Origin of the sequence: Neobacillus niacini, assembly GCF_019749295.1 — a bacterium.
Taxonomy (GTDB): domain Bacteria; phylum Bacillota; class Bacilli; order Bacillales; family Cytobacillaceae; genus Neobacillus; species Neobacillus niacini_D.
On sequence record NZ_JACWFG010000013.1, the window covers coordinates 278,133 to 293,939 of the forward strand.

Below are 15,807 nucleotides of genomic sequence, written 5' to 3' on the forward strand. Positions count from 1 at the left end.
TCTATTTCTCCTTAAGGGTAGTCATTTTCTTCTTTATCAATGCCAAAATATAAAGAAGAAATGGATAACAAAACGTAAGATAAAAAGCAATGCTCGCAAAGAAATCGTTAAACTGGTTGATTTTTATTCGTGTATCGATGAACAAACTGCCTAAAAAAATGATCAACGAAAAAAACCAGACGAGTCCATTCGATTTTAATTTAAACGTACGCTTTACTCCTTGATGAGCTGACCACAAATATAGCATTAGATTTGGGAGGATAATTAGCAGCCAAAAAGATACAGCTACATACTCTGTTCTTTCGATAAAAGGCAGTTTAATTACTTTAAATAAGGAAAGAGTAGCCCAGATGGTATTTTCCAATTGACCAGGACTAAAATAGACAATGGTTAAAAGCATAAGAAGCAGGTATAAAACATTCGTTCCCGCGATTCCTAAATGAGCAAACTTAGTAACCTTCCCCTTTTCCTTCAAGAAAGGGTAAATAACATAAAGGATTTCAAAACCGATTATCGTGAGTGTCATTTTATAGGTCCCCTTAAGAATCGATGTTATATTCGATTCCATAACGGGTAGAAGATGGCTGTAGTCAAGAAAACGAAAAGGATAGCCGATTAAACCTAACATCCAGACCGACAGAATGACGCTAAAAAAACAGGCACCTACAATTACCCTTATTCCGCCAGTCACCCCGTAAATAACTAATAATAGGATTGAGGCTGAAAACAACCATGTGGGTACGGTTTGAAAAACCCATGTTTGCATGACCTCAATATAGTTCATCAATATAGTCATAAACACCCATAAGCAATAAATGATATATATAGAATTAACAAACTTTCCAATCCATTTTCCATACACTTCATCATGGATGCCATAAATATCTGCCGGTCCATATAGTTGTAACGTTTTAATCATAACCATTACCACAAGATGTGTGAAAATGCCTGCAAGAACAACGGAGATCCACGCATCTTGTTTCGCTTCAAAAAAAATAATCCGTTGAAATCCCTGTACTCCTATTCCAACTTGTATCGAATGGATGATAAAAAATAGAATAAATGTATTGAGACTATTTTGAGGTTGTGGTTGATATTGAACTTTCATACAGTCACCCGCTACTTAAGGTCATTTATGTTTTTTTGCCTTTACTGGGTCATATTTGTATACGTCCTCGGCTCTAGTTTGGTTCGGTCTTTTGTTGGTGAATGATAATGGCAGGCGAATGATACTGTCTTTCCAATCAGCCAAACGCGGCGGATAAAATGGTGCTAGGTAAGGTGTTCCAAGGCTTGTTTGTCTTAATAGGTGCAGAAGTAAAAAACAAAAACCGTACATAATTCCGTAAAAACCCCAAAAACCCGCAAGTATGATTAGAGGAAATCGTAATATCCTAATGACATTGCCCATGGTATAACTGGGTGTAACAAATGAACTTAGAGCTCCTAAAGAAATAATGATAATTAGAATGTTACTTGTAAATCCAGCTTGTACCGCTGCTGTTCCAATGACGATACCGCCAACGATACCCATCGTTTGACCCACTTTTACAGGCAGGCGTGCACCGGCCTCTCGTAGTAATTCGATAATAAATTCTAAAAGAAGAGCTTCAATTAACGGTGGGAAAGGCACCTTTGCCCTTGATTCACTAAGTGTAAACAACAAGGTTTGTGGGATGATTTCATAGTGAAAAGTAAGGGCGGCAACATAAATTGACGTAAAAAAAACGGAAAGAAATAAGGCGGTGAATCGTAATAGGCGCAAGAATGTAGCAATTTGCCAATTTACATTACTATCCTCCATACTGTGAAAAAATTCCATAAAAGATTGAGGACAAACAATCGCTAATGAACTGCCATCCACAAAAATAGCTAATTTGCCCTTTAGCAGAGAATCTGAAACGCGATCTGGCCGTTCCGTTAACGCAGTTTGGGGAAATATCGATAACGAATTCTCTGATAGAAGTTGTTCTAACATTGAACTATCAAGTATTCCATCAATTTTTAACTCTTGAATCCTTTTTCTTAAGGTGCCGACCATTTGCTCAGATACAATTCCGTTTATGTAGATAAGGGACACCGTTTTATTAGTACGGGCTCCTACTTTAATTTCCTCAATGCATAAGGAGATATCCTTAATATAATTTCTAATGAGAGTGAGATTTGTTTTTAAGCTTTCGGTGAAGGCCATCTGTGGACCAATAACCAAGGATTCATTTTGAGCAAACGTGACAGAACGCCCAACTTGGGAAGGTATTTTCACTAATAGAACAGATGAGTTTCCTTCTAAATATATGATTACATTTCCATCTAGCGCGGAATTGACCACCTTTTCCATTTGTGTTGACTCTTCCATCTCCCCGATTGATAAATCCTCCTTAATTTTTTGAACGGAATCGAAGGATTTGTTTTTTATCGGATCAATAATATCCTGATGAAGCATCGTTTTATCGATTAAGGTACTAATGGAAAATAAGGTAATACCTGAAATTCCTATTTCACTCTCCAGTATGTCTGCGCTGTCCTGCAGTCTTTTTTTAAATTCAGCTGACATTAATTCTCTTGTAGCTGGTATAAGATCCTTGTCCATAGACGGTAAATTAATCTTTGGTAAAAATAGCTTTTTATTAAAGAACAAATGCAGCACCCTCTATCATCAAAAACATTCGCTTATGTATTATTTACCATTCAAACCTCTTTATACCACGAGACACTTCTGCAAAAAAATAAAGCAATGCTATTATTCGCATCGCTTTGGGAATTTCAAAATTGGTTCATTTTCGGTATTCATTTCTAAATCCATACCATCATCGGGGCTGGTATTGCTTTCGCCTGAGCCGCCAATGGTTTTGGTGATGGAAATAGGTGAAATGTAAACAGCACCGCCAAAATTAACAATGCCGCCAGAAATCGTCCCGATTGAAACATTATTATGGTTTGTGACCAAAGTAACCCCTCCTTGGTGTTACTATCATGTTATGTACACGTGGGGTTAGGGTTCATCATAAACAAAGTGAAAGAGCCCTTATCGTAAAGGCTCTTTTGAACAGATCTCTACTGATTTTAAATGATTCCTAAAAAAACGATTTAAACATTTCTTGATGGTCGTTGCATTCCTTACAAATGTATTCAATTTCTAACGGATCTTCTCTAACCATATGTACAGTTTCTCTGCTGCAGTTTTCACAAAATCTAACTTCTTCGATTTGTTCCATGAAATAAGCACCTCGTTTTCTTAGTTCATAGTAAATAGTATGTCCAAGAAATTCTATTTTCATGGTTCAAATCCTAACTCACTTTACAAATGTCCATTTTCTTTTTCAATTTTTAAAAGCTGCTCCTTCATATTCAATCCACCTCGAAATCCTGTGAGTTTACCGTTCTTCCCAATCACTCGATGACACGGTACAGTTAAGAGAACTGGATTTGCCCCAATTGCAGTGCCAACAGCACGGACTGCTGCCGGCCTTTGAATGGTATTAGCAATATCGGAATATGTCCATGTATCTCCGTAAGGAATTTTACAAAGGGCGTTCCACACCTCTGTCTGGAAAGCTGTCCCCTTTAAGTCGTGAGAAATGGTAAAGGAATTGCGTGCGCCTTGGAAAAACTCAATAAATTCAGCAACATATGGCTCCATGAAAACATCATCCTGAACCAATGTACTTTGTGGATAATGCTTGTTAACCCAATCCTCTAATTCCTCAAAAGGTTTTTCCTGCGAACCAACGTAACAGAGCCCCTTAGATGTCGCTGCCATATATAGTTTCCATTTATCAAATACCAACTTTGTCCAATATAGTATAGGTGTCATCTTAAACCCCTCCATCCTTCTTTATTTTCTATGGTATAACTTTATTATGACATTGAAAAGAGGAGGATTTTACTGGTGATTCAAACTTCGGATGATAACGACGATGAATTAATGCTATTTGTACCGAAAGAGTTCAACTTTGATGAAAATATAAATTATTTAGCTAGGAGTCGTAACGAGTGCCTTTACCACATCGATAATAATCGTGTTACCAAGGCCATTCAAATTGGTGATGAGACACTAATTTTTGAGGTTAGTTCTGTAGATGACAACTATTTAAACGTACGATTTTTGGGTGAAAGTAAGCCTGCCCCAGTGTTACGTGAGAAAGTTGCTTGTTATGTCAGAGAGTGGTTTGATCTTGATAGAGATCTACGTCCCTTTTATACCATGGCAAAAGAAGATCCACTGCTGGCTTCAGCTGTTGATTCCTTTTATGGACTGCGGATAATAGGAATTCATGATTTATTTGAAGCCCTATGCTGGGGTATCCTCGGTCAGCAAATCAACCTATCTTTTGCCTACACCTTAAAAAGGCGTCTAGTTGAAAAATTCGGTCGAAGTGTTGTCCATGACGGTGTTACTTATTGGGTCTTCCCATCTCCTGAGGATATAGCGTCTCTATCACCTCCGGAATTGGAAAGCCTTAGGATGACAAAAAAGAAAGCTGAATATATTATTGGGGTTGCGGGGCTTATGGTCCAAGGAACATTATCGAAGGAGTTGTTAGTAACTGTCAGAAGTCATCAGCAAGCCGAGAAAACGTTAGTAAAAATAAGAGGAATTGGTCCTTGGACAGCAAATTATGTGTTAATGCGATGCTTGAGGTATCCTTGTGCCTTTCCTATTGATGATGTTGGATTGCACAACGCGATTAAACAACGACTTGGTAGAGAATTAAAACCTGACAAAGATGAAATTTTGAAACTAGCTGTAAATTGGAATGGTTGGGAATCGTACGCAACCTTTTATTTGTGGAGATTCCTTTACTGAGGCGTATAGATTTTTATTAGATGAAAAAACTAAAAGAAACGAGTGCGTAAGGAGCATTAGCTAATGAAGACCATAAAGCCGATTAAGATTACCTCTAAACTTACGAATCAACCAGTCGAAAAATTAACCTCAGCTGAATTGGGTAAACTTTGGGCTGTCTATATGGGGAATACCATGTCTAAATGTGTTCTTAGTTATTATCTCCAGCATGTGGAAGACAAAGATATAAAAGAAATCCTGAAAAATGCATTAAATATCAGTAATGAATTTTTAAAAGACATTAAATCCATTTTTCAGAGCGAGGACTTCCCCATACCTATTGGATTTACGGAAGAGGATGTTAATTTAGGAGCTCCTAGATTATTTGCAGATGAATTTTATCTTCATTACTTGAAGTACGCTGCTAAAGCAGGGTTAAGTCTTTATTCCACTGCAATCCCATTAATGCTAAGAAAAGATGTGAGGGATTTTATCCTAAAGTGTAATCAATTAACAACTGATTTGTTAGTAACACTTAATGATACATTAAAAGATAAAGGGTATTTGACGAGACCACCCGTCATTCCGATTCCTGAAAAAGTAGAATTCGTACAAAAAGAAAGTTATTTTAATGGTTTCTTAGGGCATGTCCGCCCTTTACATGGTCTGGAGATTGCTCATTTATACGATAATATGGAGAATAACTCCACGAGCAAAGTGTTATTAATGGGCTTTGGGCAGGTAGCGAAAAGGGATAAGGTTAGAGACTTTATGCTTCGCGGAAAAGATATTACCATGAAACATATTGAAGCATGCAGACATCAGTTAAATAATGAAGATTTACCTGCACATCCATTGTTGGATGACTTAGTGGAAAACTCAACATTTGCTCCATTTTCAGATAAATTGATGATGTTTCATAAAATAGATATGTTCAGCATGAAAATCAGGTCATATGCGAATGCTTCATCACTTAATGGGCGGCATGATATTGGTGCAATGTACAGCAAGTTTTTATTGGATATAGGGCTTTATGTACAAGATGGTGCCAAGATATTTATTGATGAAGGATGGATGGAACAACCCCCTCAAGCAGTGGACCGTGATTCCATGAAATCTTAATAAAAGAAGGAATGGGTATTCAAATTACGGAATGTCGAAGAATGGTCACAAACGATAAACTCCTAAAAAACATCTTCTCCCGCTTTTGGGCGGGAGATTTTCTTTATTTCCAAGGGTTTAGTCCCATTAACCTATTATTTTCCTATAGAAAATATAGATTAATATCTATTTGTATAATAGATAAAATGAATTTAATAGAATGATACTATTCATTATAATCAAGGAGGCAAGGTCATACTTACAGTGATAAACTACAAAATACTTGAGGTGGATAGTTTTATGAAGAAAGTGTTATCTGGTATTATTTTATTTATGCTTGTTTTTTCATTAGCAGCTTGTGGGCAAACTGATGATAAAACAAATGAAGAAAAAGACGATAAAAAAGATAAGAAAACGGAGGAAGTATTTAAAATTGGTGCCATACCAGATCAAAATGCATCTTTCCTTCAAACCGGTATGGACGCGGTTGCTAAGGAATTAAGTGAAGCAACAGGGTTGAAGGTTGAATATGTCCCTTCTGTTGATTATGCAGCGTTAGTTACAGGATTCCAACGTGGTGAAATTCATTTAGCATGGTTTGGCGGTTTAACTAGTGTTCAAGCAAGAAACCTTGTGCCTGAAGCAGAATCGATTGTTCAACGGCCGCGTGACGCTGAGTTCAAATCTGTATTCATTACGCAGGAAGGCTCAGGTATAAATACATTAGCTGATTTAAAAGGAAAATCCTTCACATTTGGCAGTGAAAGCTCTACCTCAGGACATTTAATGCCGCGTTATTTCTTATCTGAAGAAGGCATTGATGCGAATACTGACTTTAATGGAAAGCCTAACTTCTCAGGCTCTCATGATACAACCTACAAGTTAATCGAATCTGGATCTTACCAAGCTGGCGCGCTAAACATTTCTGTTTGGGAAGCTGCTGTTAAAGAAGGAAAAGTTGATACAAACAAAGTGAAAGTATTCTATACAACTCCAGATTATTATGACTATAACTGGACCATCAATAGCAATGTGGAAGAAGTGTTTGGCAGTGACGCGAAGCAAAAAGTAAAAGAATCCCTGCTTACTATGCCTGGGGACTCAACTGAGATTACTGATTTATTCCAAACGGATAAGTTTATTGAAACAAAAAATGATAACTATGAAAAGATCGAACAAGTTGCGAAAGAATTAAAGATTATTAAGTAGTAGGTGTTGGAACATGTCATCCAAAACGATGATTGAAGCAAAAAATATATCAAAACATTTTGAGCGGAAGATAGCCTTATCTTCCCTTTCTTTTTCTATTAAACAAGGTGAATTGGTTGCTTTAATTGGACCAAGCGGTGCCGGCAAAACGACTTTATTGAATTCTATTGCGGGTATTGAATCTCTTGAGAATGGTGAACTCCTCATTGATAGTAAACCGCTCAAAGAATATAAACGAGGAAAAAGGTTTGCTAAGAAGATAGGTGTCATTCGCCAGCAGTTTGATTTAATTGGTCCTCTTGCTGTTATCCATAATGTACTCGCTGGAAAACTATCTGAGTGGAGTTTAATTAAGTCGTTATTATCCCTGCTTGTCCCTAAGGAAAAAGAAATAGCCTTAAAAGCACTTGATAGAGTCGGGTTAGCAGATAAACTATACGAAATAACGGCAACACTATCAGGAGGAGAACAACAGCGTGTGGCTATGGCAAGATTAATGGTACAGAATCCAGAAATCATTCTTGCAGATGAACCTGTAGCCTCTCTCGACCCTGCAAGGGCAGATGATGTCCTTGCTATGCTGACAAAGATTGTTGCAGAGGAGAATCAAACATTACTTGCTAGTCTGCATTCAGTTGAATATGCTAGGAAATACTTTACGAGAATCATTTCACTCAAAAATGGTGAAATAATGTTTGATTTGCCAACAGAAAAAGTAAGTGATGAGCTATTAAAAGAGCTATATCAACTAAAGGAGCAGGGATAAAATGACAAAGCTATACCCCTCCCTCCGATTGCATAAAAGATTCATTCTTACTTTACTGTTGACGGCTATTTTTATATGGAGCCTTACCTCCATCCATTGGAATTCCGAGCTTTTTCATACGGGTGGAATTCCTACAATGCTGCAAATAGTTGAAGGGTTACTAAAGCCAAATTTAGAACCTAGCATTTTATTAGTGGGGTTAGAATCGGCTTGGATTACACTTGCGTACGCAATTGCTGGGATGTCGCTTGCCATTGTGTATGCTTTTATTGTTGGTGTACTCGCATCTGGAACATTAACTTCAAGCAGGTTTTCACGTATCATTTCCAAAGTTTTTTTTCGAGGTGTATTAGGTTTTACCCGTTCCATTCATGAATTAATTTGGGCCTGGCTTTTTGTGGCTGCGGTTGGACTATCTCCTTTTGCTGCAATCCTGGCACTTGCAATTCCTTATGGCGGCATTCTAGGCAGGATATTTGCAGATATGTTAAATGATGTTCCAGAACAGCCAATCCTCGCTTTAAAAGCAGCCGGTTCTACCCGCCTGCAAACACTAATTTATGGATACCTGCCCTTGGTTTGGGCTGATTTCATTAGTTACACGATGTACCGCTTTGAATGTGCGATTCGTTCCTCAGCAATTATGAGCTTTGTTGGACTTGGCGGACTTGGTTTTCAAATTCAATTAGCACTTGCTGATTTGAAGTATGCTTCCGTTTGGACCTTTGTCTTTTTCCTGATTGCACTCGTAATTTTTGTTGATGGCTGGAGTAATTTAGTCCGTAAAGGGTTAACAGACCATAAACGGAAAAAAGGACTGAAATCTGGATGGTTTTCTGTATTTTTTGCCCTTCTTTTAATTGCTGCTTCCTGGTTATATATAACAATTGGTGAACAAGCTAAATTAGGAGAGTTATTATCACAGAAAAATTTGGAATATGCTAGTAAGTTTTTCGGTGGACTACTTGGAATCAATCAAGAAAACCCAGCGTTCCTTAATGGTGAGAGCTGGATAACAGCCTTGAAGCTGACCTTAGAAACCCTTGAAATGAGTATCATGGCGATTGGTTTTGCAACCATTGTTGCCTTTATTACGGTCATTCCAGCAGCTAGAAACATAGCCAATGGAAGTCTCACCCTAAAAAAGAATTGGTACAACAGAATTCTTTTTGGTGTAATCCGCCTGCTCTATATCTTTTCAAGATCCGTACCAGAACTAGTATGGGCGATGATGATAATCTTTATATTCAAACCAGGACTCTTGCCAGGTGCATTGGCCCTTGCCCTGCATAACTTTGGTATTCTTGGTAAACTCTGGGCAGAGGTTGTTGAAGATATGGATCCTAGGCCAATTAGGAACCTAGCAACTGCAGGTGCTTCAAAAATTGAAATCCTTTTTTATGGAATACTACCCATTGTTCTGCCAAGATTTCTTACCTATATTCTATATAGATGGGAAGTTATTATGAGAACTACAATCGTGGTTGGGTTTGTCGGTGCAGGCGGTTTGGGAATGGACTTTAAGCTCGCCATGAGCTATTTTGATTATACACAAATTACCTTATTATTACTTTGTTATATGATTCTCGTCATCATTGCAGATTTTGCATCGGAAACCACTAGGAAAGCAGTAAAATAAGAGCACAGGTCCTAAAGGCTTGTGCTTTTTTATGGACTATCAGCTGCTATATACATGCTAGCAGTTGATAGCATGTAGCTGCTTTTGTGATACCGACTTATTTGACCCCTTTTTACTATTTTACAAAATTATATGAAATAAAAAATTGAAATGCTTGTATTGGATTGATGTTTTCTATTATCCTAAGCATAGCAGCCAAAATTTGTATCAATATTATACATAAGGATTTGAACTGTACAGATTATTTAGGAGTTGGAGTATTTGGAAACAAAAAGAGCTTTACCTATATTATTTTTAGTCATGTTTTTAGTGATGATTGGTTTTGGAATCATCATCCCTGTTCTTCCTTTTTATGCGGAGGAAATGGGGGCAACGCCTACTCAACTAGGATTTTTAATGGCTGTTTACTCGTTGATGCAGCTCATTTTCGCACCATTTTGGGGTAAATTATCTGACAGGATCGGCCGTAAGCCGATTATGATGATTGGAATTGCTGGATTATCATTATCATTCTTTATACAAGCAATGTCTACTGAGCTTTGGATGTTATTTGCAGCCCGTATCATAGGCGGAGTACTATCTTCAGCCAATATGCCAACTGCGATGGCCTATGTAGCAGATATTACGACTCCGGAAAATCGTGGGAAAGGTATGGGGATTATAGGAGCAGCAGTTGGACTAGGATTTGTGTTCGGTCCAGCTATCGGTGGAATATTTTCAGAATCAAGCATGAGCATGCCATTTTACTTGGCTGGAGCATCCTCCCTGATTACACTAGTCATTATTTACTTTTTCTTAAAAGAATCACTACAGAAAAATAATACAGAAAATAATCAAAGTAATAACGTTTCGCGATGGAAGGCATTTTCTGGCCCTGCTTCGATATTATTTTTATTACAATTGTTAATTTCTCTTTCATTATCTGGATTAGAAGCTACATTCGCCTATTTTGCAGCCCAAAAAGCAGGATTAGGAGCTGTTCAGTTAGGTTATATATTCATGATTATGGGGTTTGCTGGTGCATTGGTACAGGGTGGTTTAGTTGGAAGATTAACGAAAAAATACGGTGAAGGTAAAGTCATTCAAGGCGGAATCATTGTATCAGCCATTGGTTTTTCCCTCATACTGCTGGTAGACAGCTTTACAACAGCTGCAGTATTTTTATCCATCTTTGGTATAGGTAACGGCGTAATTCGTCCAAGTGTCTCTTCCCTATTAACCAAAACAACAGATTCTGGCCACGGAAGCGCAACAGGACTGCTTTCTTCTTTTGATTCATTAGGCAGAATCGTTGGGCCGCCACTTGGAGGATGGTTATTTTCTCTTTCCATTGGCTTACCTTATATATCTGGAGCCATTATTTCAATATTAGCCTTTGTGTTGTATCAATTCTATCGTTCAAAAGCTTACGTTTTAAAAACAAACTAGCATATGTCAAAGGGACATGCATAAGATAGGTTACGAGGATGTACTTGTTAAAGGAGTCGAGATGAATGAAAACACTCTCTCATTTCAAAACACTTTTATTCCTGTGTATCATTGTTGCACTCGTAGCCTATCTTGATTCACCGTATTCATTTATCCATAGCGGCTATTCCTACTCAACTATTAGTGAACCAGCAGTGGCACAGCCAGTAGATGTAGAACCGCCAACTGATGTGCCGGTTTTGGAGAATAGGCTTGATAGTGTTCAAATGATGGATGGGTATTACGTAGAAATCTATCAGGAATACGAAGTTTATTACGATGAAAAAGGAAATGTTGTTAAAAGGGATCCCACAGCTAAAACCGAAAGTGTCCGTTATTGGGATGAAAATGCTAAGAATGAACCATAAGAAACTGTCGAGTTACTTCGACGGTTTTTTTTTATGTGTTTGGCTCTGTTATTATTCATTGTTGATTTTCGTGTAGGGTTGAGAATTCATAGGCGGAGAATCTCCGGCTATTGTTTATAAAGGGACCTTAAGAAGCAGCTATAAGCGGAGATATTCCGCTTAACTGCTTTAGATAAGACCATTTCCAAGGATTTGAATACAATAAGCGGACTTTCTCCGCCTATTTTTAAGGAAATAGGGGTATTTCCCAATTTAAACGGAAAAACTCCGCTTATTTTTCCAAACACGGTGAGATCAACATTCAGTATTAACAGAGCCATGTTTATAGGGTCTTCAATTTTTTTTATTTTCAACTTTTTACTAAACAGAACAAATGTTTTGTGGTAAAATTACTATCTGTGTAGTGCTTTATCAAATACATAGTATATTATTTAGAGGTGAAACGAAATTGAATGGAACAGCACATACAGCAATTGGTGCTGCAACGGGTTTTATAGTGGCAAACACCTTTGATACTAATCCTATGACAACACTTTTTTTAGTAGGATTAGGAGGGATTTCAGGTTTAGTTCCTGATCTCGACATTGATGGAAAACTACGTGATAAAATCACATTGTCCCATAAGGTAATTACAACCGCAGCACAGTTGATTGGAATTCTAATGATCATTTATAGCTTTTATGAAGGAACGTCAAAAGAAAAATGGATTGGAATTAGTATTGGATTAGGAATGATGGCTGTATCAGCTATTATCAAACAAAAGCATATGTTGACCATTACAGGAATTGGTGTCATAGGTGTTGGCTTCTCCCAAGCTGAAAGTTGGTTAATCCTATTTGGTATCTATATCATCATTGCTTCTTGGGTTTCACACCGAAGCTATACCCATTCTATTTTGGGGGTTTTGTACTTTGGGCTGATTGCCTTCAAATTAGAAGAATCCCTCGGGATAGATGGTGTATACTATACCTGTCTAATTGGATACATAAGTCATTTGATTGTAGATCTAAAATTCTTACCCTTTAGTAAACGCGGAATAAAACTTTTTTTACCTGTTTCCTCGAAAGAAATTTAAAAGTGAACAAGGCTTCCCAGGTTTTATGGGAAGCCTTGTTTTTATTTATCTTTTACTCTTAAAAGTCTTAAACCATTTAAGGTGACAATCAGGGTTGCACCCATATCGGCAAAAATTGCAATCCAAAGAGTTAACCAGCCTGGTATGACTAAAAGTAATGCAATCAGTTTTATCCCTAATGAGAATGTAATGTTTTGCTTAATAATAGTTAAAGCTTTTCTGCTGAGTTTTAACGTAAATGGAAGTTTACCTAAGTCATCGGCCATTAAAGCAATATCGGCTGTTTCAAGTGCAGTATCAGTTCCTGCCCCGCCCATTGCAATCCCAACTGTAGACGCAGCCAATGCTGGAGCGTCATTTACACCATCTCCAACCATTGCCACACGATTATATTTGTTTCTTAATTCTTTAATAAAGGCCAATTTATCCTGAGGCAGGAGTTCGGCTTTAATGTTTGATACTCCAACTTCATTTCCGATTGCATTTGCTGTTCCCGTATTATCACCTGTTAGCATGACGGTTTCATGAATACCTAAAGAGTGAAGTTTCTTTATGACGGATTTACTGTTTCCTCTAACTTCATCCGCAACCGCCAGGAGTGCTAAAATTTCTGTTTCAGTACCAACAACCATGACCGTTTTACCTTTATTTTGAAGATCTGTAATGGTATTTTTTATATTTGATGGAATTCCATCCATTAAAATTTCATCAAATAAATTTGGACTTCCTACAAAATAGGTCCATCCTTTAACTCTACCCTTAATTCCCTTACCAGTTATAGAAGTAAAGTCTTCTATCTCAAGTTCTTGGTAAGGCAGCTTTTCCTGTTCTGCTTTTTTCATAATAGCTGAAGCCAATGGATGTTGGGAACTCTTTTCTAAAGCTGCAATAATGGCTAATACTTCATTGGCATCTGTATGATCCAGCGGCAGATAATCAGTAACAACCGGAATTCCTTCCGTTAGTGTTCCTGTTTTATCAAAGGCAATGGCTTTTATTGCTCCCATTTCCTCTAGATGGATTCCGCCTTTTATTAGCACACCGTGACGAGCTGCATTTCCTATTGCCGTTACGATGGCGACAGGTGTAGATATAACCAATGCACAGGGACATCCGACCACTAGAGCGGCTAAACCTTGATAAATCCATTTATCCCAATCCTCTCCAAAAAACAGAGGAGGTATGACCGCTACGCCTAATGCTATAAGCATAATAATAGGGGTATAGTACTTTGCAAATCGGTCAACAAATGCTTGAGACGGAGCTCTTTCCGCTTGGGCTTCCTCAACTAAATGAATGATTTTGGAAATGGTTGTATCGTCAACATGTTTGGTTACTTTAACTTCTAGTAACCCTTCTCCATTTAACGTTCCAGCAAAGACTTCATCATCGATAGCTTTTGTAACGGGGACAGATTCACCAGTGATGGCAGCCTGATTTACTGCAGATAACCCCTTAACCACAATCCCGTCCATGGCTATTTTTTGCCCTGGTTTTACAATCATGATGTCGCCAACTTGAATATCGTCAACTTCTACAGTGAACTCTTTATTTCCTCTTCGAATCAATGCTTCGTTTGGAGCGATATCCATCAATAATCGAATCGATTGCCGTGCTTTATCCATTGAATACGATTCAAGCGCTTCGCTTATGGCAAATAGAATTACAACAGTAGCGCCTTCACCCCATTCTCCAATAAAAGCAGCACCAATGACAGCGATGGTCATTAAAGTCTTCATATCAAATTCTAACTGAAATAAATTCTTTATCCCTGTTTTAAATAATCGATAACCGCCAATTAAGATTGATGCCCCGTACGCTAAAATCGAGAGGAAACTCTCCTCCCCATTCAGCTGCCCTAAAAACCATGCAATGAGTAAGAAAACAAAAGAAACGATGACAGTTGAATGTTTTTGGAAGAAAGGGATCTTTTTCTCTTCTATTTTTTGTTTTTCAGGAACAACTTTAATATTTTCAAAGGCCCCTGCCTTTTCTATTTCCTCTATGGTGGTATGACCATAAACGGTAAGTTTTGCAGCACCGAAATTTACACTTGCATCTGAAACACCATCCAGGTGTTTTACGTTCTTTTCGAACTTAGTCGCACAGCCTGCTCAGGTGAATCCCTGAACTCGATAAACTGTTTTATCAGTTGTTTTTTCTAACGCATTATTCATGTGCTTTCCCCTCCATTTGGTGAGCAAAGGCAATTTGAATCAGTTGTCTTACATGTTCATCATCTAATGAGTAAAACACTAACTTACCTTCTTTACGATATTTTGCTAAACCTAAATTCCGCAAAAGGCGTAAATGATGAGACGCGGTTGCGGTTGTGCTTCTAACAATATTTGCTACATCACATACGCATAATTCATCTTCTTCACTTAAGGCATAGGCAATCTTAATTCTAGTGTCATCCGATAATGCTTTAAATATTTGTGAAACAGACATTGTATTTTTCTGTGCAAGCGATTCTTTTACTCGTTTTACTTTTACATCATCTACACAGGTTATTTCACATATATCATCATGCTTCAACAAATCCCCCTCCTCATTCAAACAATCATTTGATTATTAGTATATACAATTATTCTGCTAATGGTCAAACAATTGTTTGAATGTTTTTATAATATCTTATTCATAATTTGGTGTTTTTGCAGAATATTCGTCTCCCATATAAGAAAACCTACTAGTAACTGGAGGTGAACAAAATGAAAAAATTGCTCTATGGTATCATTTGTATTGCTTTTCTAGGCTTCATTACGGCATGCGGAGGCGGTAATGATGAATCGGAACAAGATACAACTACTACAGAGGAACAAGCTGGAGATGAACAAGAACAAACGGCTGATGCAGGAAATGGTGAGGCTCTATTTCAACAGAGCTGTTCTTCTTGTCATGGTGGAGATTTAAAAAGTGGAGGAGCTCCTGACTTAGATAAAATAGGCTCACAATACTCCAAAGATGAAATTCTAGGTATTATTGAAAATGGTAAAGGCGGTATGCCTGGGGGATTACTTAAGGGCGATGACGCAGATGCCGTTGCTTCGTGGCTTGCAGAAAAAAAATAAACAATAAAAACCAGAATGGGGAATTCCAGTCTGGTTTTTTATTTATATAAATACCCATAAGCACAATTATTTGATTGATGAAAAAGTTTACACTACAATTAAGTAGTTAATGAACATTCTAAAATGTAAGGAGATCAGCATGAAATCAAAAAAATTAGTCTTTTTCCTTCTCTCTATGCTGCTATTAACGGCATGTGGTCAAAAGACACTTAGCGAGCCAATCACATTACATAACCAGGATAATAAGGAAATTACGTTTCCATTGGAAAAACCAACAGTCTTCTTCTTCATTACTTCTTATACCTGAGGCCTCTGCCATCAGCAA

17 protein-coding genes are annotated in these 15,807 nt (G+C 37.6%); 10 read left to right on the top strand and 7 right to left on the bottom strand.

All coding sequences use genetic code 11. From position 1 onward, the window contains the following. Nucleotide 1: 1 nt before the first annotated feature. The 5 genes from H0184_RS19320 to H0184_RS19340 form a co-directional block, all read right to left on the bottom strand. Nucleotides 2–1,108: a GerAB/ArcD/ProY family transporter gene (locus H0184_RS19320; protein ID WP_221827656.1), complete on the bottom strand. Its 1,107-nt coding sequence runs from the start codon at nucleotides 1,106–1,108 to the stop codon at nucleotides 2–4. Nucleotides 1,109–1,129: 21 nt separating this feature from the next. Beyond that, a complete protein-coding gene (locus tag H0184_RS19325) occupies nucleotides 1,130–2,638 on the bottom strand; it encodes a spore germination protein (RefSeq protein WP_260631672.1) in 1,509 nt (502 codons plus the stop codon). A 102-nt stretch (nucleotides 2,639–2,740) separates the two neighbouring features. After that, nucleotides 2,741–2,947 (bottom strand): spore germination protein, encoded by a 207-nt coding sequence (locus H0184_RS19330; RefSeq protein ID WP_260631673.1) that lies wholly within the window; start codon nucleotides 2,945–2,947, stop codon nucleotides 2,741–2,743. Nucleotides 2,948–3,074: 127 nt separating this feature from the next. Continuing rightward, nucleotides 3,075–3,278 (bottom strand): hypothetical protein, encoded by a 204-nt coding sequence (locus tag H0184_RS19335; RefSeq protein WP_221827714.1) that lies wholly within the window; start codon nucleotides 3,276–3,278, stop codon nucleotides 3,075–3,077. 20 nt (nucleotides 3,279–3,298) lie between these two features. Further along, a complete protein-coding gene (locus H0184_RS19340; RefSeq protein WP_313771800.1) occupies nucleotides 3,299–3,814 on the bottom strand; it encodes a methylated-DNA--[protein]-cysteine S-methyltransferase in 516 nt (171 codons plus the stop codon). Between the two features lie 111 nt (nucleotides 3,815–3,925). Between H0184_RS19340 and H0184_RS19345 the strand changes: the two genes are divergently transcribed. The 8 genes from H0184_RS19345 to H0184_RS19380 all read left to right on the top strand — a co-directional run bounded on the left by H0184_RS19345 (nucleotide 3,926) and on the right by H0184_RS19380 (nucleotide 12,411). Continuing rightward, nucleotides 3,926–4,807, top strand: a complete 882-nt coding sequence (locus H0184_RS19345) for a DNA-3-methyladenine glycosylase 2 (RefSeq protein ID WP_221827713.1) — start codon at nucleotides 3,926–3,928, stop codon at nucleotides 4,805–4,807. 63 nt (nucleotides 4,808–4,870) lie between these two features. Further along, a complete protein-coding gene (locus tag H0184_RS19350; protein ID WP_221827658.1) occupies nucleotides 4,871–5,908 on the top strand; it encodes a DUF3231 family protein in 1,038 nt (345 codons plus the stop codon). A gap of 279 nt (nucleotides 5,909–6,187) precedes the next feature. Beyond that, nucleotides 6,188–7,096 carry a putative selenate ABC transporter substrate-binding protein gene (locus tag H0184_RS19355; protein ID WP_221827659.1) on the top strand — a complete coding sequence of 303 codons (909 nt, stop codon included), beginning with the start codon at nucleotides 6,188–6,190 and terminating at the stop codon, nucleotides 7,094–7,096. Nucleotides 7,097–7,109: 13 nt separating this feature from the next. Continuing rightward, nucleotides 7,110–7,862 carry a phosphonate ABC transporter ATP-binding protein gene (locus H0184_RS19360; protein WP_221827660.1) on the top strand — a complete coding sequence of 251 codons (753 nt, stop codon included), beginning with the start codon at nucleotides 7,110–7,112 and terminating at the stop codon, nucleotides 7,860–7,862. Between the two features lie 136 nt (nucleotides 7,863–7,998). After that, nucleotides 7,999–9,501, top strand: coding sequence for a PhnE/PtxC family ABC transporter permease (locus H0184_RS19365; RefSeq protein ID WP_260631674.1), 1,503 nt, complete (start codon nucleotides 7,999–8,001; stop codon nucleotides 9,499–9,501). 261 nt (nucleotides 9,502–9,762) lie between these two features. Next, on the top strand, nucleotides 9,763–10,929 hold the full coding sequence (locus H0184_RS19370) for an MFS transporter (RefSeq protein ID WP_221827662.1): 1,167 nt from the start codon (nucleotides 9,763–9,765) through the stop codon (nucleotides 10,927–10,929). Nucleotides 10,930–10,994: 65 nt separating this feature from the next. After that, on the top strand, nucleotides 10,995–11,336 hold the full coding sequence (locus tag H0184_RS19375; protein WP_221827663.1) for a hypothetical protein: 342 nt from the start codon (nucleotides 10,995–10,997) through the stop codon (nucleotides 11,334–11,336). A gap of 448 nt (nucleotides 11,337–11,784) precedes the next feature. Next, nucleotides 11,785–12,411 (top strand): metal-dependent hydrolase, encoded by a 627-nt coding sequence (locus H0184_RS19380; protein ID WP_221827664.1) that lies wholly within the window; start codon nucleotides 11,785–11,787, stop codon nucleotides 12,409–12,411. Between the two features lie 41 nt (nucleotides 12,412–12,452). Here the strand turns inward: H0184_RS19380 and H0184_RS19385 are convergent, their stop codons facing one another. Both H0184_RS19385 and H0184_RS19390 read right to left on the bottom strand, forming a co-directional pair. Further along, entirely contained in the window at nucleotides 12,453–14,588 is a 2,136-nt protein-coding gene (locus H0184_RS19385) for a heavy metal translocating P-type ATPase (protein ID WP_221827665.1), read from the bottom strand. Further along, the gene (locus H0184_RS19390) at nucleotides 14,581–14,949 is read right to left on the bottom strand and encodes an ArsR/SmtB family transcription factor (protein ID WP_221827666.1); all 369 of its coding nucleotides are present in this window, start codon (nucleotides 14,947–14,949) and stop codon (nucleotides 14,581–14,583) included. The genes H0184_RS19385 and H0184_RS19390 overlap by 8 nt, the downstream gene beginning before the upstream one ends. 173 nt (nucleotides 14,950–15,122) lie before the next feature. Here H0184_RS19390 and cccB point away from each other — a divergent pair, with 173 nt between their 5' ends. Together cccB and H0184_RS19400 are read left to right on the top strand one after the other, a co-directional pair. Continuing rightward, entirely contained in the window at nucleotides 15,123–15,482 is a 360-nt protein-coding gene (cccB, locus tag H0184_RS19395; RefSeq protein ID WP_221827667.1) for a cytochrome c551, read from the top strand. 139 nt (nucleotides 15,483–15,621) lie between these two features. Then, a complete protein-coding gene (locus tag H0184_RS19400) occupies nucleotides 15,622–15,789 on the top strand; it encodes a lipoprotein (protein ID WP_221827668.1) in 168 nt (55 codons plus the stop codon). The last annotated feature ends 18 nt before the right edge of the window (nucleotides 15,790–15,807 follow it).